The organism is Corynebacterium sp. USCH3 (assembly GCF_037619475.1).
GTDB lineage: Bacteria > Actinomycetota > Actinomycetes > Mycobacteriales > Mycobacteriaceae > Corynebacterium.
In genome coordinates this window covers 271,276-289,064 of the sequence record NZ_JAQPZT010000004.1, presented here as the reverse complement: position 1 = coordinate 289,064, position 17,789 = coordinate 271,276, and the positions used below count along the sequence as shown (strand labels likewise).

Here is a 17,789-nt window from a genome sequence, read left to right as displayed (position 1 = left end):
TCAGACCGAGATATCGGCCCACACCCCACGGTGATCCGTCCCCGCAACCCGCACCGTGCCGCCGTCCTCACAGGTACCGTCCCGGACGAGAATATGGTCGATCCGGACCAGCGGGAACCGGTCGGGCCACGTCGGGATTCCGGTAAGACGCCGTATCCCACTGCCGCCCTCGCACCTGACCAGACCAGTGTGGTCAAGGACGTCCCGGAACTCCGGGTGGGCGACGGTGGCGTTGAAGTCCCCCGCCAGCACCAGGGGGACGTCCACGACATCACTGCTGCCGAACGAGTCTCTGAGCGTCCCGAGGTCGTCCTCCCACCCGCTGATCAGGTCGCTGAACGCCGGTGGGAGGGTGTGCACGCCGTAGACGTCGACCGGCACAGGGGCAGAGAGCCGGACCGACGGCGTCTGGTGACCGGTCAGTTCCTCGTCCCCGGCGGCGTCGGACACCAGGGTGTCCCGCCGGACGAGGACCGCGGTCCCCGAGGCACCGTCACTGTCCTGGACTGCTGACGTGGACGTCAACCCCGTCCCCCGCTCAACAGCGGAAACCTCGGCGGGGGAGGTCTCCGAGAGGACGAGAACATCGGGGTCGAGACGGCGCGTCTCCTCGATGATCGACGCATCATCCGCGCCGTTGAAGTAGGTGTTGAGCGCCATCACCCGCAACGTCTCTCCTGGCCCGCCTGACTCCCCCGACGCCTCCGTGTCCGGTGCCCCAGCCTGGGCCGTGACGATTCCTACAGGCGCAACGACAGCCGCGGTGAGCAGCACGGCCAGTACCCCCGGCACCGCAGAGCGGCGTCGCCACGCCTGCCAGCACACCACGATCAGGCAGATGAGTGCCCCCAGCACACCGACGACGAAGACCGCCTGCGCGGCCGGAACAAGCCGGGCGAGGCGGTCAGGGAGAGCACCGGTGATACGCCACAACGGGGTGGACGCCCACACCAGGAAGAGCACGAGGGCGACCGCCGGAATGGGACGCAGCAGGCGTCGCACCGTCGCTTACGACTCCGAGCCGGCCCCGGAGGACATGGCGTCGGCGGCACCCGGGTCACAGTCGTTGACCAGGTTGAGGCAGCGGATGTACTCGTCCTCTTCCCCGATGGCGCGGGCGGCGGTCGCGAGCATCATGATCGCGCGCAGCACGCCGCGGTTCGGCCCATGGGACCACGGCACCGGCCCGGTGCCACGCCACCCGTTGGAGCGCAGGGCGTCCAACCCGCGGTGGTACCCGGTGCGCGCACAGGCGTAGGCGGTGACCTTCTCGGTACCGGCGCCCTCCGCGGTGCCCTGGGACAGGTGGTAGGCGGCCAACGCGGCCCACACACCGGAGTCCTTCGGGTTCGCCACGGCGAGGGTCTCGAGTTCCTCGAGGGACTCTGACCCGGTGACCGCGGTCGCCAGCTCGACGGGAAGACGGACCTCGGGGTGCTCGGCACCGAAGAGGTCACGTCCCTTACGGATCTGCTCCGCCATGACCGTACCGTCCCTACTTCGACACGGTGGTGCCGACGGAGTGCAGGTCGTTGCAGGCCTCGACGACGCGCTCGCTCATCGCGGCCTCGGCCTTCTTCAGGTAGGAGCGCGGGTCGTAGACCTTCTTGTTGCCGACCTCGCCGTCGATCTTCAGCACGCCGTCGTAGTTGCCTAGCATGTGGCCAGCGATGGGACGGGTAAAGGCGTACTGGGTGTCGGTGTCGACGTTCATCTTGATCACGCCGTAGCGCAGCGCCTCCTCGATCTTCTCCTTCTCGGAGCCGGAGCCGCCGTGGAAGACGAAGTCGAAGGGCTGCGCACCCTCGGACAGTCCGAGCTTCTTCGCGGCGGTCTTCTGGCCCATGTCCAGGACCTCGGGGCGCAGTTTCACGTTACCCGGCTTGTACACGCCGTGGACGTTGCCGAACGTGGCGGCCAGCAGGTAGCGCTGCCCCTGGTCACCGGCACCGATGGCGTCGACGGTCTTCTCGAAGTCCTCGGCGGTGGTGTACAGGTTGTCGCCGGCCTTGGCCTCGACACCGTCCTCCTCGCCGCCGACGACACCGATCTCGATCTCGAGGATGATGTTCGCCTCGGCGCACTTCGGGAGCAGGTCCTTGGCGATCTCGAGGTTCTCGTCGATCGGGATGGCGGAGCCGTCCCACATGTGCGACTGGAACAGCGGGTTCTCGCCGGCCTCGACGCGCTTGCGGGAGATCTCGACCAGCGGACGCACGTAGGTGTCGAGCTTCTCCTTCTGGCAGTGGTCGGTGTGCAGGGCGACGTTGATGCCGTAGTGCTTGGCGGCGTGGTGCGCGAAGTGGGCCAGCGCCTCAGCACCGGCGACCATGTTCTTCACGCCGAGACCCGAGCCGAACTCCGCGCCACCGGTGGAGAACTGGATGATGCCGTCCGACTCGGCGTCGGCGAATCCCTTCAGCGCCGCGTTGATGGTCTCCGACGAGGTGCAGTTGATCGCCGGGTAGGCGAAGCCGCCCTCCTTGGCCTTGTCCAGCATGTCGCGGTAGACGGCGGGTGTTGCGATGGGCATGGGGTGTTCCTCCGTGTGTGGTCGACGGGTGGGGTCCGCGTTCTGTGCTCAAGTATGCCGTGCTCCGGCGGATCTGTCAGTTGCCCACGGTCAGCCGTCACTCACTGTCGTGGGTCACGGCGGCCGCCGCCTCCATGAGCATCCACCCCGAGAGCTGCACCGACAGGTCGCGTTCAGGGATTTCCGCCGCCGCGACCGAGCCCGACAGCGCTGCACCCATGAGTCCACCGGACTGCGGCAGCACCGCGTCCCCACCCCAGGATGCGGGGAAGACCGGCAGGCCGTCGATCTCCAGACGGTAACGCCACACGGACTCCGCCGAGCGCAGGACGATACGACGGGCGAGCCGCCGCGTCGCCGCACTCGCCCGGTCGTCACCGGGCAGCGACGTGGCGACGAGTGCGAGGTACCGGGCGAGGATCCCCTTGAAGAGTCCGTTGTCGCCGCCGCGCGCCTTCCAGTCCAACGACCAGTTCGGGGTGGTCATGTGGTGGGAGACGGCCTCGACGAGACGGTGCACGCGGGTGAGTGCCTGGGTACCGACGGGGTCGACGGCGTCCATGTCGATGCCCGCGGCGCGACGTTGGGCACGGGCCAGTTCCAGGTTCGCCCCGATCATCACACCCTGGCAGTAGGCGTGGATCTCGGAGACCGTCTCCGGGCCGGAGAGTGTCATCTTGATGCCGTCCATCACCAGACCGTCGGTGTTGATCAGGTTGGCGTGGACCCAGTCGATGAGCTGCTCGGCGAGCTCGATGCGTCCCGTACGGGCGGCGAGAATCGCGACGGGACCGTTGGTGGGCACGTTGTAGAACGTCTCCCCCACCCGCCACGGCATGACGCCGGTGAGGTTGTCGACGCCGTCGAAGATGTCCTCCTCCAGGGCGCTGCGGTAGCGGACCTTGCCGTACCGGTCGAGACGTTCGACGCGCTCCAGCGCGAGTGCGAGCCACGCCTTGTCGTCGTAGTAGCTGTTGCGGGTGAGCCGTCCGAAGTTGCGGATCCGCATGCCGCGGATGGTGCGGCGGATGAAACTGAGCCGCAGCCGGGTACTGCGGCGCAGGGCGGCGTCCGCCTGGCAGTCGATGTAGTGGGCCTGCCACCAGTAGTGCCAGCGGTAGAAGAGCTTGTCCCGGGTGCTCGGCGGCCAGGCGACGACGGCGAGGTTGGTTCGCGGCACGCCCCAGAGCCGTCCGCCGTGGCGTTCGGTGATTGCCTGCTCGGCAAGATCGGCTCGGTGATCCCAACGTTCCTGCATAGCTCACATTGTGCATGCGCACCGGGGCTTTTCGCACGTATTGGTAGCCTGGCCACATGAACAGTGCCGATGGTGCGGACAAGTTACGCCTCAGCGACAACGACCGGATCCACGCGATGAGTGCCCTGGGCACGCACTACGCCGACGGGCGGCTGGACGAGCACGAGTTCAACCAGCGTTCCGGCGCGGTCGCCGAGGCCCGGACCGTCGGTGAGCTGCGTCCCCTGTTTGACGACCTGCCCGGCGGCCTTCCCTTCGACGGGACGGGGACGGCGGTCGCGGTGCCGGGGCAGGACGCGGCGACCCTGGACGGACCTGGTGCAGAACTGTCCCCGCGCGACCCGGAAGCCGCCGAGGTCGAGAGCCTCCGTAAGCGCGGCAACCTGGTGCAGACCCTTGACGGTGTCATCCTCGGCGTGACCTTGGTGACGTTCCTCGTCCTCCAGTTCGTGTTCCACATGAGCTACGCATGGATCGTGTGGCCGTCGCTGGCGGTGACCTTGTCCGTGCCCCGGATGCTGTTGAAGTACTCCGACGAGGATGAGGAGCTCTTCGAGGAGATCCAGGAGGCTGAACAGGAGACACGGAAGGAACGCCTCCGGCGCGCCGCCGAGCGGATGCATGAGCTGGAGCCGCGGGACACGCGCGACACGGAGTAAGTGCGGGTTTACCCGAAACCTTGAGGGATATAAGTGATTATGTAATGATCGCTTCACGAACGGATTCTGAGTATGACGTTCTCAGGCACCGTTGCCCTGTTTCTTGTCTACTGCACCATCACAGGAGGATGCATCATGTCCCGTACTGACACGTCCATGCCCGCCACGTCCGGTGTTCGTCGCTGGGTCACCCGCGCCGCTGTCGCCGCCGCCGGCGCAGGTCTGCTCGCCGGTCTCGCCGCCCCGGCCGCGAGTGCTGCACCGGTAAGCGACATCGAACGAGGTGGAGCGGTGTCATGCAGAATCCATCACGACGTGGCACTCGGTCCCGTCTTCGGCGGATACACGCAGGGGAACTGCCGCACCCAACCAGGTGCGTTCTACCGCGGAGTCGGAGGCGCCCCCGACGTCTACTCCATCGGCCAGGTGTTCCTTCCCGGTGGCGCCAGCTACTCCGGGTGGGTCGAGAAGGTCTGGTAGTCCGGACCATCCACAGCGATCCCTGAGGCCCCAGGGTTGGGGGGGGGGGGGGGCCCCCCCCCCCCCCCCCCCCCCCGGGGGGGGGGGGGGCCCCCCCCCCCCCCCCCCCCCCCCAACCCTGGGGTCTCGAGTGTGTGGTGCCACGGAGTCGGCTTCACAGAACGCGAGAAACCCCTTCCTTCAGGCGCCGCCGCTCCTGTAGTCTGACCTCAGTGGTTCAATCCACCACACGCACTTCCACGTGACGACCACGTGAATCATTGCGGAGAGAACTGGCCAGTCCAGGACATGTCCGGATGGGGTGTGGCGCACAGAAGCGCCGACTTCATGCCACCGATGCCCGCCATCGGTCGGAGAAAGGACACGACATGCCTTCCAAGGACGACAAGAACCTCGCCCGGGTGATCGACAAGATCGCCGCAACGGACGAACCCCGCCGCTCCGTGATGCAGCAGGTGCACGACATCATCATGGCCGCAGCACCCGACCTGAAGCCCAGGATCTGGTACGGGATGCCTGCCTACGCCACCTCTGCGAGTACCCCGGCACTGGTGACGCTGCGCAACGACGAGCGCCTCAACCTCGCACTCACCGAGAAGGTCGCCCTCCGACCAGAAGGGGGCGCAGACGGGACGCTGATGCCGGCCGCGTGGTACTTCGAGACTGTCGACAAGGACGCCGAACAGCGCATCACCGACATCGTGCGCACCGCCGTCGCCTGATCACCCGTCCCGCCGGTGCATCACCACGGCGGCGACGGCTCCGGCAACCAGGATCCAGCCGAGCAGGACCAGAGCCCCTGTCACTGGCCCCAAGACCGGATCGGACTGCGCACGGTACAGCATCCCGCCGGCCTCACCGGGCAGCCACCGTGCATGCTCGGTGACCGCGGCGATCACCGGCGGGAACACGACCACCACCCCCAGCAACCCGACCAGTGCCGGGACCATGTACCTGACGGACACGGTGACGAGGTGGGAGAGCACCCCGATCAGGACGAGGTACACCACGGCGCCGAGCAGTCGGGATACGTCGTCACCGGGGGACGTGCTGTCGGCATCTCCCGACACCATCGCCATCAGCACACCGCTGCCCACCGTCAGGATCACGGCGACCACCACCACGATGCCCGCAGCGAGTGTCTTGCCGAGCAGTAGGCGACCGCGATGGGGCTCCGCTGCCAGAGTGGTCCGGAACTGGCTCCCGGCGTATTCGTGCGCGCTCGGCAGGATCCCCAGCAGAATGATGCCGACCTGCAGGAAAGGAATGATCTGCAGCACCGGCATGTCCTCGGACGGCCCTCCCAGAGCCGCGGTGAAGAGCATGGTGAAAGCCACCGTGGCAACGATGGTCAGACCAACCGCGGGGAGGGTGCGCAGTTTCTGAAGTTCCGCTGCAGTGGTCATCGCTCACCCGTCCCGTCGTTCGAAGGCAACGCCGGCAATGACCAGCAGCATCAGCGTCCGCACCAGCATGACCACCGCCCCGGGGAGGGGATCCAGGCCCCCGTCCGCGCCGTCGATGCCGAAGAGGTTGCGTCCGGCCATGTCCGGTAGCCAGTTCGCCACCTCGGTCACCTGGCTCAGCAGGAAGGTCACCGACACCAGCGAGCCGTTGGCGATGAACACGACCAGGGGGATCACCCCGCTGCGGGTCAGGACGGTGACGGCGAAGGCGATCAGTCCCATACACGCCCAGTAGAGCGTCGCGCCGCCGGAGCGAAGCAGAGCGTCGGACAGGGACACACTTTCCTCGGCGACGGACCCCGTCGCCACCCAGGCCGCCCCCACCGAGAGCGGGATCGTCACCACGGCAGTCGCGATGACGAGCGCCACGACGCTGAGAATCTTGGCGACCAGCAGCGTCCCACGGTGCGGCGAGGCGACCAGGGTCGTCGCGATCTGGCGTCCTCCACCGGACTCGGCGCGGTCGGCGGTGTACTCGCTGCCGATGACCACGACACCGATGACCAACGCACCGACGACACCGGTGATCGGCATCGCGGTGAAGCCGGACTCGAACGGCGAGGTAGGCGACGACCCGGAGACCAGGTCAGCCTGACCGGAGTCCACGGCGCCGCGCACACTGACGGCATTGAGGACGGCCAGCGCCACCGAGCCCACCACCGTCACCGCTGCCCCGGCCCAGACGGCGGGCAGTGTGGCTGCCTTGTGCAGCTCGGCGCTGACGGTGCCGGCGATGTTGTTCGCTCCGGTCATCGTCCTGCCCCCGCCCCGCCGGTGAGGTCGAAGAAGGCGTCCTCCAGCGTGGGGTACCCGCGGGTGACGTCCTCCACCGAGCCGGTGGCGACGATGCGTCCGCCGGCGATGACGACGAGGTCGTCGGCGATCTCGGCGACCTCGCCCATCAGGTGGCTGGAGAGAAGGACGGTTCTCCCGGCGTCCGCGTGCTCGCGCAGCAACCGGCGCAGCCACCGGATCCCCTCCGGGTCGAGCCCGTTCACCGGTTCGTCGAGGATCAGCACGTCCGGTTCTCCCAGCAGTGCAGTCGCCAGGCCGAGCCGTTGTCCCATCCCCAGGGAGAACCGCCCCACCCGGGTACGTGCGGCGTCAGCCAGGCCGACGGCCTGGAGGACCTCGTCCACCCTGCTGCCCGGGATCCCGTTGCTGCGGGCGACCCAGGCCAGGTGGTTGCGGGCGGTGCGGGAACGGTGGGCGCCGGAACCGTCCAGGAGGGAACCGACGTGGGTGATGGGACGGTCCAGTGCCGGGTACGGGCGTCCGTCGATGAGTGCGGTACCGGAGGACGCGCGGTCGATGCCCAGCAGGATGCGTAGTGTGGACGACTTCCCTGCACCGTTCGGCCCCAGGAAGCCGGTCACGGTACCGGGCCTGGCGTGGAAGGAGACGTCGTCGAGGATGGTCCGGTTCCCTCGCGTCTTCGTGAGATCCTCAATATTGATCATGACACTCATCCAATCCGGCGCACCCGCCGGTGGTCATCGGTCCGGGGACCGGACTTCGACCCGACGCCGTGGACCGTGGTCCCTCGTACCGTGGTCCGATGTGGACGTCGTCTGCGGCGGATACACTCCGGGGTTATGCACGACGACCGGCCGACCTGGCATTCACGGACCTGGCTCGCCGCGACGGTGGCCATCGTCGCGGTGCTGTGCGCGGTGCTGGCGGTCGGTGTGGACAGCCCCGTGGCGGCGTGGGCCGCGGTGCTGACCGCGGTCGGGATCAGTATGGTGCTCGCCGTCGGTGCGGCGCTCAAGGCCCGCTCGGAACGACGCCACTACGAGGCCGACCTGGAGCAGTGGGCGGCGGAGAAGGCCACGCAGAATGAACGGCTCCGCATCGCCGGTGACCTGCACGACCTGGTCTCCCACGGTCTCGGCCTGACCACCGTCCTGCGCTCTCCCGACGGCGAGGATCGACAACCTGCCGGCGATTGTGTCGCCGGCGGCGAACGCGGGTGTCCCGGCCGAACTCCAGGTCGGCGAGGTCGGCCACGTCTCCCAACAGGCGGAGCTGGTGCGGTAGGTGTTCGCGAGCTTGTAGAGCGGGTTGTGATGCCGCGTGTTCAGAGACCAGCGGCCTTCAGTGCTGCAACCACGTGTAGGGCTGTGGTCGGGAACACCGGTACGGGCGCATCCTTTTGTGTGATCAGAAGCTCGATTTCCGTGCATCCGAGGATGATGCCCTCGGCTCCGGCCTCGACCAGGCGCGCGATGACGTCGCGGTACTTCTGGCGTGACTGCTCGGTGACGATGCCGTGCACCAGCTCATCGTAGATGATGCGGTGCACTGTTGCTCGGTCGTCGGCGTCTGGGATTAACGCACTGATGTCGTGTGATGCGAGTCGGTCGCGGTAGAAGGCTTGCTCCATGGTGAAGGCCGTACCGAGCAAGCCGACCGTCCGCAGATCTGCTGCAGTGATCGCTTCTGCCGTGGTGTCCGCGATGTGCAGGAACGGAACACTGATGGCGTCTGTGATCCGATCGGCAAGCAGGTGCATCGTATTGGTGCACAGGACGACGAGCCCGGCACCGGCGGTCTCAAGCCCCTTCGCATGGGCGGCAAGGGCTGCTCCTGCCGCGTCCCAGTCGCCGGATGTCTGCATCGCCTCGATCTCGGCGAAGTCGAGTGAGTCTAGGAGGATAGGGGCCGAGTGGAACCCGCCGAGTTCGTCTCTGACTTTTTCGTTGGCCATTCGGTACCACTCCAGGGATGACTCCCAGCTCATACCGCCGAGTACGCCGATCATTTGCATGCCTCAAGATTACGGCCGAACACGGCGTGGGTCACTTTAGCAGGGCCTTCACCGGCACCCAATGGGCCCGGATTGAACCCTTTACTACCGTCTTCTGACTACCGGCAGGGCCGACCGTTTCGCAACAACCGTAGAGTCGTCAAAGGCATCATCTACCGGTACCGGGCCGGCATTGCCTGGCGTGACCTGCCCAACGGAACCTGCCGGTCACGGAATCGGACGGTCGCGCGGTGGGTTGTTCAACAAGATTCATGCCGGGGTTGACGGTGCCGGACGGCCGTTGTCGGTCGTGATCACCGGCGGGCAACGCAACGACGGTGCTGTCCTGCGTCAGGTCATCGACGACATCCGGGTGCCCCGGGTTGGTGGTGGCAGACCACGCACCACCCCGGATGCGGTGCTGGCTGATCGGGCGTATCCGACCAAGGCTACCCGGGAGTATCTACGGTCCCGGGGGATCAGGACACTGATCCCCGAAAAGATCGACCAGGTCACCGCTCGGAAGAAGAGGGGTTCGGCCGGTGGCCTCGGATGATCCGGGTGATGATGGTGGACGGTCAACCGTTGCTGCGACACCGTCTGGGGCTCATCATCAACGGTGTGGAAGGCCTGTCGACCGTGGGGGACGCCAGCACCGGCGAGGACGCGGTCCGCCAGGCTCACGCACTCGTGCCCGATGTGATTCTGATGGACATCCGGATGCCCGGTGGGGACGGCCTGGGCGCGACGCAGCGGATCCGGCGCTCGCCGGCGCGCGGGTGATCGTGTTGAGCCTGTTCAACCTGGACGAGTACGTCCATGAGGCCCTGCGCGCCGGTGCCAGCGGCTTTCTCCTCAAGGACGCCCGGCCAGAGCAGTTGGTCGATGCCGTGCGGCGGACCTGTGACGGGGAGTCGCTGTTCGCTCCGGACGACGGCAGACGGTGACCGGGCGTCGGCGTTGGAGCGGTTGACCACCCGGGAGACCGAGGTGCTCACCCTGGTGGCGCGGGGGCTGTCGAACACCGAGATCACCGAGACGTTGACGATTTCCATGCGTACCGTGAAGACGCACATCGGCAACCTGCTGGCCAAGCTGCATGCCCGGGACCGCGCACAGCTGGTGATCGCGGCATATGAGGCGGGGGTTGTGGGGCGGTAGACAGCGCTGCGCGTCCTGTCCCCTGACGACAATCAGTGTCAACAGGTAGGGTAAATACCGTAAACCCTCTCCTTTTATAAACAAACCGGCCGTAGGCCCCGGAGGAACACCATGAGCGCAGCTCGTCCCGCCGTCACCCTCAACCAACTGCCCGTCCTCGCAAAGGGAACACTCCCGCTGTTCAAGTCGGGGGTTCTCGGCCCCATGTCACCGGCCGCCATGGGCAAGGCACTCAAGTACATCTACCAGTGGGAGTTCCTGCCCACCGGTCTCCTCGCGCTCGGCGCAGCCCGCGACCCCCACCACACGGCCATCGTCGACGACGCCGGGTCGATCACCTACGCGGAGCTGCACAACCAGACGAACCTGCTGGCGAAGGCCCTCTACCGGACGGGCGTGAGAGAACGTGACAGGATCGGCATCCTCTCCCGGAACCACCGCGGCTTCATCATGGCCCTGTGCGCGCACGGGCGCCTGGGCACCGACGTCGTCCTTCTCAACACCGGCGCGTCAGCGCACCAGACACGCGCGGTCATCAAGGAGCAGAAGCTCGACCTGCTCTTCATCGACGAGGAGTTCATTCCCCTGCTGCCCGCGGAGTTCGACGAGTGCCCGGTGATCGTCAACTGGGAGGAGAACCACACCACCGCAGCGCGTGTCCCCGACGACCACCAGCACGACGACGTCGAGTACGCGAGCAACGTCGCCGAGGCCACGGAGTCCGGAAATCATGCGACCAGGAACCCGGACTGGCCGACCCTGACCGAGGTGCTGCGGTCGGCGTCCCAGGAGCACACGATCCCGACGCGCCCGCGCCGCGGTCGCACGATCATCCTCACCTCCGGTACGACCGGCACGCCCAAGGGCGCACGCCGACCCGAACCCCGGACCTACCTGCCGGCGTCGTCGATCATGTCCCGGATCCCGCTGAAGCACCACCGCGGGTACTACATTGCAGCACCGATGTTCCACACCTGGGGTTTCGCCCAGATCCAGCTCGGCCTGGCGCTGCGCAGCACCCTGATTCTCCAGCGCCGGTTCTCGCCGACCGCAGCGGTGAAACTGATCGAGGCCAACCGACCGCACGCGATCGCGATCGTGCCCACGATGTTGCGTCGCCTGCTGACCGCCGTGCCCAATGATTTCGATCCGGGAACCCAGGTCATCACCGCCTGCGGTGAAGCCCTGCCACCCGCGGTGATCGAGGAAAGCAACGAGAAGTTCGGCAACATCCTCTACAACCTCTACGGTTCCACCGAGGTCAGTTGGGCGTCCATCGCGACGCCGGAGGAACTGTCCGAACACCCGACCACCGCCGGCAAGCCTCCGATGGCCACCGTGCTGAAGATCTTCGACGACGAGGGCCGGGAGCTTCCCGAGGGGGAGATCGGGCGCATCTTCGTCGGCAACGACATGCTGTTCGAGGGCTACACCCGCCCCGGCGTGGACAGGGACACCCTCCAGGGGCTCGTCGCCACCGGCGACCTGGGCTACTACAAAGACGGTCTGCTCTACATCGCCGGACGCAGCGACGACATGATCGTCTCCGGTGGTGAGAACGTCTTCCCGCAGGAGACCGAGGACATCCTCTCCGGCATGGACGGGGTCGAGGAGGTCCACGTGCACGGCGTCGACGACAAGGACTTTGGCCAGTCCCTCTGCGCCTACGTCGTCCTCACAAGCGGCACGGACGAAGACGAATTCACGGGACGCGCCAAGGCGGCCGTCAAGGACAAGCTCGCCCGCCACAACGTGCCCCGTAATTACGTCTTCATGGATGAACTGCCCCGCAACGCCGTAGGCAAGGTCGTACCCCGCGAGCTCCCGGCTCTCTCCGATAAGGAATAGGTGCCTGCAGCGACGCCTGACCAGAGCAGTTCACTTCATATCAGTCACCGGGTGGCGAAGGACTCCAGTTTCTCCGGCGCCCCCGAAACTATGATCTGGTCCTCCCTGGACAGCGACATGCCAGGCTCCAACGTCCGCCACACAGCGTCACCACGGCGTACCGAGACGAGCCGGACCCGGTAGCGTCGCCAGACCTCGTCGAGATCAACCTCCCGACCGACCAGGGCATTGGGCGGGGACAGCTTGATCATCCCGTAGTCCTCGTCGAACTGGGCGAAGTCGTTGAACCGTCCGCCGAGGAGATGGGCGACCCGACGCCCGGTGTCACGCTCAGGCCGCACCACATGGTGAACCCCCACCTGCGTGAGAATCTTCGCATGGGCATCCGAGTCGGCTTTCGCCCAGATTCTCGGTACCTCCAGGTCAACCAGATTCGACGCCGTCAACACAGACGATTCAAGATCCGAACCGATACCGAGGACCACCCGGTCTACCTCGTGGACCCCGAACTGCACGAGCGTCTCGCGGTCGGTCGTGTCACCCACCGCAGCGTCCGTGAGAAAACCGGTGCACTCCTGCACCAGACGGGCGTCCGAGTCCATTCCCAGGACCTCCACCCCGTGACAGGTAAGCTCCTCCGCCAAGGAAGCACCGAACCGTCCCAACCCCAGGACGACAACCGGGGGAATGTCGATGCGCCCGCGGACGCGCCGTAGTGACTTAACCAATGAAAGGCCTCTCTTCCGGATAGTCGAAACGACGGGCACTGTTCCTGGCCGCCAAGGCGACAACCAGGGTGACAGGCCCAATACGTCCCAGATACATGAGTACGCACAAGACCACCTGCGACGGCGAGGACAGGTCCGCGGTGATGCCGGTGGAGAGACCGACGGTCGCGAACGCCGAGACAGCCTCGAAGGTCACCTGGTCACTGGTGAACCCAGGATCGAGCAACCGCAGCGCGCCGACGGCGACGACGACCAGCATCACGCTCACCACGGCGACGGTCAGCGCCTGCCGGACGACGGGTTGGCTGACGGTCCGGTGCCCGATGGTGGTGACCCGCTGTCCCCGAACCTCCGCGACAATGGCCGCCAGCAGGACGGCAGCCGTCGTGATCTTGATTCCACCGGCGGTACCGGCGGAACCGCCGCCGATGAACATCAGCAGGTCCGTCCCCATCAAGGTGGTGGGATGAAATTCACCGTAGTCCAGCGAGTTGAATCCAGCGGTGCGCGGTGTAATTCCCTGGAAGAATCCTGCAAGAAGTCTCGTTCCTACCGGGAGCCCTGCCAATGTGTTGTCCCACTCCAGAATGGTCACCATCGTCACACCGAGGACGATGAGCACACCCGTTCCAACCACGGTGACCCGGGTAGTCACCGAGAGTCTGCCCATGCCGCGGCGGGAACGTCTGCGGACACGGTCCCGCACGCGATTCCACAGTTCGGAGATCACCGGGAAACCGAGACCGCCCAGAACCAGGGCCGTAGCCAACGGCAGGATGATCCACGCGTCGCCGACATAGGGAACCAGACTGTCGCTACGCAGCCCGAACCCGGCGTTGTTGAAGGCCGAGACCGCATGGAAGAGACCTTCCCACCCCGCCCGCGGCGCGGACATCCCGTAGGACATCATGAACCGTACCGCCGTGACCGAGGCAACCACCGCCTCGCAGATCACGGTGATCAGCAGGGTCGAGATCAGCGTCCGCCCGATGTCACCGGTGTTCAGTGAGCGGTTCTCCGCGCGGGCGAAGAGCCTGGAACGCAGACCGATACGCCCGGTGAGCAGCATGCCGGCCAACGATGTCAGGCTCATGATGCCGAATCCGCCGAGCTGGATCAGGGACAGGACGGTGACCTGCCCCAGCCCGCTCCAGTGCGAACCGGTGTCCACCACCGCCAACCCGGTCAAGGTGACCGCGGAGGTTGCGGTGAAGAGTGCCGGCAGCATTCCGGTGCCGACTCCCGATGCGGAGGCCGCCGGCAGTGTCAGCACCACCGTGCCTGCTGCTATGAGTCCGAGGAAGCCCGCCACGACCGCCTGCGACGGGGAGACATGCACATGCGGCACCGGGGAGCGATGTGAGGAGAGATGGAGACGTCTGAGTTCCACCGGAATGAGCGTAGTCCTGTTGGCGCGAATCGACTACGGAACCAGGGAAGAACGATCGCCTGGCGCCGTCGGCAAGGTCGGGTCCGCGGCGAACAGCACCGGTCCCAGGCGCAGCATCACATAGACCAGCCCCACCAGGACCGGAACCTCAATCAACGGGCCGACCGTGCCCGCCAACGCCTGACCTGACGTTGCACCGAAGGTGCCGATAGCCACCGCAATGGCCAGCTCGAAATTGTTGCCCGCCGCAGTGAACGACACCGACGCCGACTGGGCGTAGCTCAGCCCAGCCATCTTCGCGGCGATCAAGGCGAGTGCGAACATGCCCAGGAAGTAGATCACCAACGGCACAGCCAACCGGGCCACCGCCCACGGGTTCGCCGCGATCTGCTCTCCCTGCAGCGAGAACAACAGCACGATCGTGTACAGCAACCCGATCAGCGCCAACGGGGAGACCTTCGGCAGGTAGGTGTTCTCGTACCAGTCGCGGCCCTTGATCCTCTCACCCAGCAGGCGGGAGCCCACCCCGGCCAGCAGCGGGATACCCAGGAACACCAGCACAGAGGTGACAATCGTCCAGAAGGAGAACTCCGCCGAGGTTGTCTCCAAACCCAGCCAGGCGGGCAGGACCTGCAGGTAAAACCAGCCCAGCACGGCGAACATGAGTACCTGGAACACCGAGTTGATCGCCACCAGTACTGCGGTGGCCTCCCGGTCGGCACACGACAGGTCCGACCAGACCAGGACCATCGCGATGCAGCGGGCCAGCCCGACGATGATCAGCCCGGTGCGCAGCTCGGGTTGATCCGGCAGGAAGATCCAGGCCAGGGCGAACATGAACAACGGGCCGACAATCCAGTTGAGCACCAGCGACACGCTCATCAATCGGGCGTCCCCGGCGACCTTGCCTGCCTTGTCGTAGCGGACTTTGGCCAGCGGCGGGTACATCATCACCAGCAGTCCCACGGCAATGGGAATGGAGATGCCGCCGACCTCCACCGCGCCCAGGGCGTCACCAATGCCGGGCAGTAGGCGGCTGATGATCAGGCCGGCGGCCATCGCCAGGATGATCCATACGGGTAAGAAGCGGTCCAGAAACGACATCCGGGCAGGCCGGGCAGTCGGGGCCGAGGGTGGGGTCATGCGGGTCCATCCTGTTTCGTATCGACGGTAATCGATACTAGAAGGTAGTTCTGATATCGACGCCCGTCAATGTAGCGTGGTGGGCATGAGCACCACACAGCCTCTCCCCGACGCCGGCACCCTGGACGTCCAGCAGTGCTGTTCCCTGGGCACCGGGCCGCTGACCCAGGACGAGTCGGTACGCTATGCCGGACTGTTCAAGGTGCTGGCAGAGCCGGTACGGCTGCGCATCCTGTCGCAGTTGGCCGCCGCCGGATGTGGCCCGGTCAGTGTCAGTGAACTCACCGCGATGATGGGGCTGAGTCAGCCAACGATCTCACACCACTTGAAGATGATGACCGAAGCCGGACTGTTGGAACGCCACCGCGACGGGCGCACTGTGATTCACCAGGTCCGTCCCGACGTCTTCGCCGAGTTGCGCACCGTGCTGCAGATCGGCTGAGCCGTTGCAGCGGAATGACAACCGACACCACCACGAAGCGGTGGTCATCGGCGCGGGCCAGGCCGGTCTGGCGACCGCGTTCTACCTGCTCCGGGCCGGAGTGGACACCCTGGTCCTCGACGATCAACCGGCAGCCGGTGGGGCGTGGCGGCATGTGTGGCCGTCACTGCGGCTGTTCTCAACCGCAGGATTCTCGAACCTGCCCGGCATGCCGATGCCCTCGTACGACGGTTACCCGCCGGCGTCGCACGTCGTGGACTATTTCACCGCCTATGAACGCCGCTTCCGGGTCCCGGTCGAACGGCCGGTACGGGTCGCCCGAGTCGAGCACCACGACGGGATCTTCCGCATCGACGCCAAGTCACTGTCCGTGCCCTGGGCAGGCACGCGGTCCTGGACGGCGACGACCGCAATTGCGGCGACAGGCACCTGGGCGGCTCCGTTCATCCCGTCCTATCCGGGCACCTTCACCGGCACACAGTGGCATTCGGCGAACTACCCAGGCCCCGAGCCCTTCCGGGGCGGCGCGGTCGCGGTGGTGGGTGCGGCGAACTCCGGGGCGCAGATCGCCGCGGAGCTGACCGAGGATCCGGACGTCGGCGAGGTGAACTGGCACACCAGGCACCAGCCCCGGTGGATGCCCGACGACGTCGACGGCCGGGTGTTGTTCCGTCGCAACCGCGCACGCGCCGCCGCGATCGACCGGGGAGAAAAAGACCCTGGCGCCGACTCCGCCCTGGGCGACATCGTCGTCCTGCCGCAGGTGCGTGTCGCACGCGACGCCGGAGACCTGGAGGCCACCCCCATGTTCTCCTCCCTGGATGAGGTGGACGCCGATCAACTGATCTGGTGCACCGGGTTCCGCCCGGCACTGGGACCGGTACGACACCTCGTCACCGACGGCGCACCACAGGTCCCCGGACTGCTGCTGGTGGGCTACGGCGACTGGACCGGTCCCGGTTCAGCGACCATCACCGGTGTCGGCCCGTTCGCCAAGGCCGCCGCCCGGCAGGCTGCGGAGCGGGTCGGCAAGACCGTCCGGTAATTGCGCAGTCGCCAGGACGACCGCCTCCGACTCTTACCCCCGGGGGTTAGATATTAATTTCGCTCATAGGTGGTGATTACATTACATTCCTCTGGGTCCCGCCATTGACGGGCGAGGCCGCACCACATCATTCGAGAGGACCGTCCCACCATGACCGACCCCACCGCCGGAGAGCGCTCCGGTCAAAGCAGCGGCGCCAGTCGCTTCATCAAGCCCACTCTCGCCACGATCGCGGTCGTCATCGGTGGAATAGCACTCCTTACCTCGCTCTTCACCTTGGATTTCGCCGGGGTCTTGATCTCCATCGCCTTCCTACTCCCCGGCGCCTGGTGGTTCCTCCATGAGCGCAAGGCGAAATCCGGGGCTCCGATGAAACGCCACTGGGGCGTCATCGCCGCCGTCGCCGCCGTCGCGTTCATTGGTGGAGGTCTCCTGTTGCCAGCGACCGAACCGACCGAGGAGGCCGAAGCCGCCGTCGAGACAACGTCGGCCGCACCTACGTCCACGAGCACGAGTTCACCGCGTCCGACCACGTCGACCTCACGGCCGACCACGACTGCACGTCCCTTACGGACGACGACCACCCTGACCACGACGACCCGCAAGCCCGCCCCCGCTGTCGCTCCGTCCCCTGCCGAGAGTGAGCCGACCCCGGAGCGCACCTACACACCCCCGCCGGCACCCGCACCAGATCCCGCACCAGCACCCGCCCCTGAGCCCGAGTACACCCCGCCGCCCGCTCCTGCACCGGAGAGCGTCTACTACGCGAACTGCACGGCCGCCCGCGCCGCCGGCGCGGCACCTGTCCTCGTGGGCCAGCCCGGGTACGGCACCCACCTTGACCGCGACGGCGACGGCATCGGCTGCGAGAACTGACGTCCGCCGAG

At 66.6% G+C, this 17,789-nt stretch carries 21 protein-coding genes and 1 pseudogene; 10 read left to right on the top strand and 12 right to left on the bottom strand.

Features of this window, described 5'->3' with window-relative positions:
- The 4 genes from PQI66_RS10480 to PQI66_RS10465 all read right to left on the bottom strand — a co-directional run bounded on the left by PQI66_RS10480 (position 1) and on the right by PQI66_RS10465 (position 3,791).
- A complete protein-coding gene (locus PQI66_RS10480; protein WP_339998093.1) occupies positions 1–1,002 on the bottom strand; it encodes an endonuclease/exonuclease/phosphatase family protein in 1,002 nt (333 codons plus the stop codon).
- Positions 1,003–1,008: 6 nt separating this feature from the next.
- The gene (locus PQI66_RS10475; protein WP_339998092.1) at positions 1,009–1,482 is read right to left on the bottom strand and encodes a DUF3151 domain-containing protein; all 474 of its coding nucleotides are present in this window, start codon (positions 1,480–1,482) and stop codon (positions 1,009–1,011) included.
- A gap of 13 nt (positions 1,483–1,495) precedes the next feature.
- A complete protein-coding gene (gene fbaA / locus PQI66_RS10470) occupies positions 1,496–2,533 on the bottom strand; it encodes a class II fructose-bisphosphate aldolase (protein WP_339998091.1) in 1,038 nt (345 codons plus the stop codon).
- 97 nt (positions 2,534–2,630) lie between these two features.
- Entirely contained in the window at positions 2,631–3,791 is a 1,161-nt protein-coding gene (locus tag PQI66_RS10465) for a glycoside hydrolase family 76 protein (protein WP_339998090.1), read from the bottom strand.
- A 56-nt stretch (positions 3,792–3,847) separates the two neighbouring features.
- Between PQI66_RS10465 and PQI66_RS10460 the strand changes: the two genes are divergently transcribed.
- The 3 genes from PQI66_RS10460 to PQI66_RS10450 all read left to right on the top strand — a co-directional run bounded on the left by PQI66_RS10460 (position 3,848) and on the right by PQI66_RS10450 (position 5,652).
- The gene (locus PQI66_RS10460) at positions 3,848–4,450 is read left to right on the top strand and encodes a DUF1707 SHOCT-like domain-containing protein (protein WP_339998088.1); all 603 of its coding nucleotides are present in this window, start codon (positions 3,848–3,850) and stop codon (positions 4,448–4,450) included.
- A gap of 135 nt (positions 4,451–4,585) precedes the next feature.
- Complete coding sequence (locus PQI66_RS10455; protein ID WP_339998087.1) at positions 4,586–4,930, top strand: hypothetical protein; 345 nt, start codon at positions 4,586–4,588, stop codon at positions 4,928–4,930.
- A 368-nt stretch (positions 4,931–5,298) separates the two neighbouring features.
- Positions 5,299–5,652, top strand: coding sequence for a DUF1801 domain-containing protein (locus PQI66_RS10450; RefSeq protein ID WP_339998085.1), 354 nt, complete (start codon positions 5,299–5,301; stop codon positions 5,650–5,652).
- Here the strand turns inward: PQI66_RS10450 and PQI66_RS10445 are convergent, their stop codons facing one another.
- From PQI66_RS10445 to PQI66_RS10425, 5 genes are all read right to left on the bottom strand, one after another.
- A complete protein-coding gene (locus PQI66_RS10445; protein WP_339998084.1) occupies positions 5,653–6,336 on the bottom strand; it encodes a hypothetical protein in 684 nt (227 codons plus the stop codon).
- 3 nt (positions 6,337–6,339) lie between these two features.
- Entirely contained in the window at positions 6,340–7,149 is an 810-nt protein-coding gene (locus tag PQI66_RS10440) for a hypothetical protein (RefSeq protein ID WP_339998082.1), read from the bottom strand.
- Positions 7,146–7,856: an ABC transporter ATP-binding protein gene (locus tag PQI66_RS10435; protein WP_339998080.1), complete on the bottom strand. Its 711-nt coding sequence runs from the start codon at positions 7,854–7,856 to the stop codon at positions 7,146–7,148. The genes PQI66_RS10440 and PQI66_RS10435 overlap by 4 nt, the downstream gene beginning before the upstream one ends.
- 162 nt (positions 7,857–8,018) lie before the next feature.
- Complete coding sequence (locus PQI66_RS10430; protein ID WP_339998078.1) at positions 8,019–8,333, bottom strand: hypothetical protein; 315 nt, start codon at positions 8,331–8,333, stop codon at positions 8,019–8,021.
- 143 nt (positions 8,334–8,476) lie between these two features.
- Positions 8,477–9,160, bottom strand: a complete 684-nt coding sequence (locus tag PQI66_RS10425; protein ID WP_339998077.1) for an aspartate/glutamate racemase family protein — start codon at positions 9,158–9,160, stop codon at positions 8,477–8,479.
- On the opposite strand from PQI66_RS10425, the gene PQI66_RS15445 reads away from it, so the two are divergent.
- The 4 genes and pseudogenes from PQI66_RS15445 (at position 9,161) to PQI66_RS10400 (ending at position 12,154) form a co-directional block, all read left to right on the top strand.
- Positions 9,161–9,430 carry a transposase gene (locus PQI66_RS15445; protein WP_445228024.1) on the top strand — a complete coding sequence of 90 codons (270 nt, stop codon included), beginning with the start codon at positions 9,161–9,163 and terminating at the stop codon, positions 9,428–9,430.
- Positions 9,402–9,701 (top strand): transposase, encoded by a 300-nt coding sequence (locus PQI66_RS10420; RefSeq protein WP_339998075.1) that lies wholly within the window; start codon positions 9,402–9,404, stop codon positions 9,699–9,701. Before PQI66_RS15445 ends, PQI66_RS10420 begins: the two co-directional genes overlap by 29 nt.
- Positions 9,698–10,306 (top strand): annotated as a pseudogene (locus PQI66_RS15440) (response regulator). The gene PQI66_RS10420 and the pseudogene PQI66_RS15440 overlap by 4 nt, the downstream one beginning before the upstream one ends.
- Before the next feature lie 111 nt (positions 10,307–10,417).
- Entirely contained in the window at positions 10,418–12,154 is a 1,737-nt protein-coding gene (locus PQI66_RS10400; RefSeq protein WP_339998068.1) for an AMP-binding protein, read from the top strand.
- Between the two features lie 44 nt (positions 12,155–12,198).
- On the opposite strand, the gene PQI66_RS10395 is transcribed toward PQI66_RS10400, so the two are convergent.
- From PQI66_RS10395 to arsB, 3 genes are all read right to left on the bottom strand, one after another.
- Positions 12,199–12,882, bottom strand: coding sequence for a potassium channel family protein (locus tag PQI66_RS10395; RefSeq protein ID WP_339998067.1), 684 nt, complete (start codon positions 12,880–12,882; stop codon positions 12,199–12,201).
- Entirely contained in the window at positions 12,875–14,194 is a 1,320-nt protein-coding gene (locus PQI66_RS10390; protein ID WP_339998298.1) for a TrkH family potassium uptake protein, read from the bottom strand. Before PQI66_RS10390 ends, PQI66_RS10395 begins: the two co-directional genes overlap by 8 nt.
- A 111-nt stretch (positions 14,195–14,305) precedes the next feature.
- Positions 14,306–15,415 carry an ACR3 family arsenite efflux transporter gene (gene arsB, locus PQI66_RS10385; protein WP_339998065.1) on the bottom strand — a complete coding sequence of 370 codons (1,110 nt, stop codon included), beginning with the start codon at positions 15,413–15,415 and terminating at the stop codon, positions 14,306–14,308.
- Between the two features lie 85 nt (positions 15,416–15,500).
- Between arsB and PQI66_RS10380 the strand changes: the two genes are divergently transcribed.
- The 3 genes from PQI66_RS10380 to PQI66_RS10370 all read left to right on the top strand — a co-directional run bounded on the left by PQI66_RS10380 (position 15,501) and on the right by PQI66_RS10370 (position 17,778).
- Positions 15,501–15,857, top strand: coding sequence for an ArsR/SmtB family transcription factor (locus PQI66_RS10380; protein ID WP_339998064.1), 357 nt, complete (start codon positions 15,501–15,503; stop codon positions 15,855–15,857).
- A gap of 4 nt (positions 15,858–15,861) precedes the next feature.
- A complete protein-coding gene (locus PQI66_RS10375) occupies positions 15,862–16,902 on the top strand; it encodes an FAD-dependent oxidoreductase (protein ID WP_339998063.1) in 1,041 nt (346 codons plus the stop codon).
- A 150-nt stretch (positions 16,903–17,052) separates the two neighbouring features.
- Complete coding sequence (locus PQI66_RS10370) at positions 17,053–17,778, top strand: excalibur calcium-binding domain-containing protein (protein ID WP_339998062.1); 726 nt, start codon at positions 17,053–17,055, stop codon at positions 17,776–17,778.
- Positions 17,779–17,789: the final 11 nt, after the last annotated feature.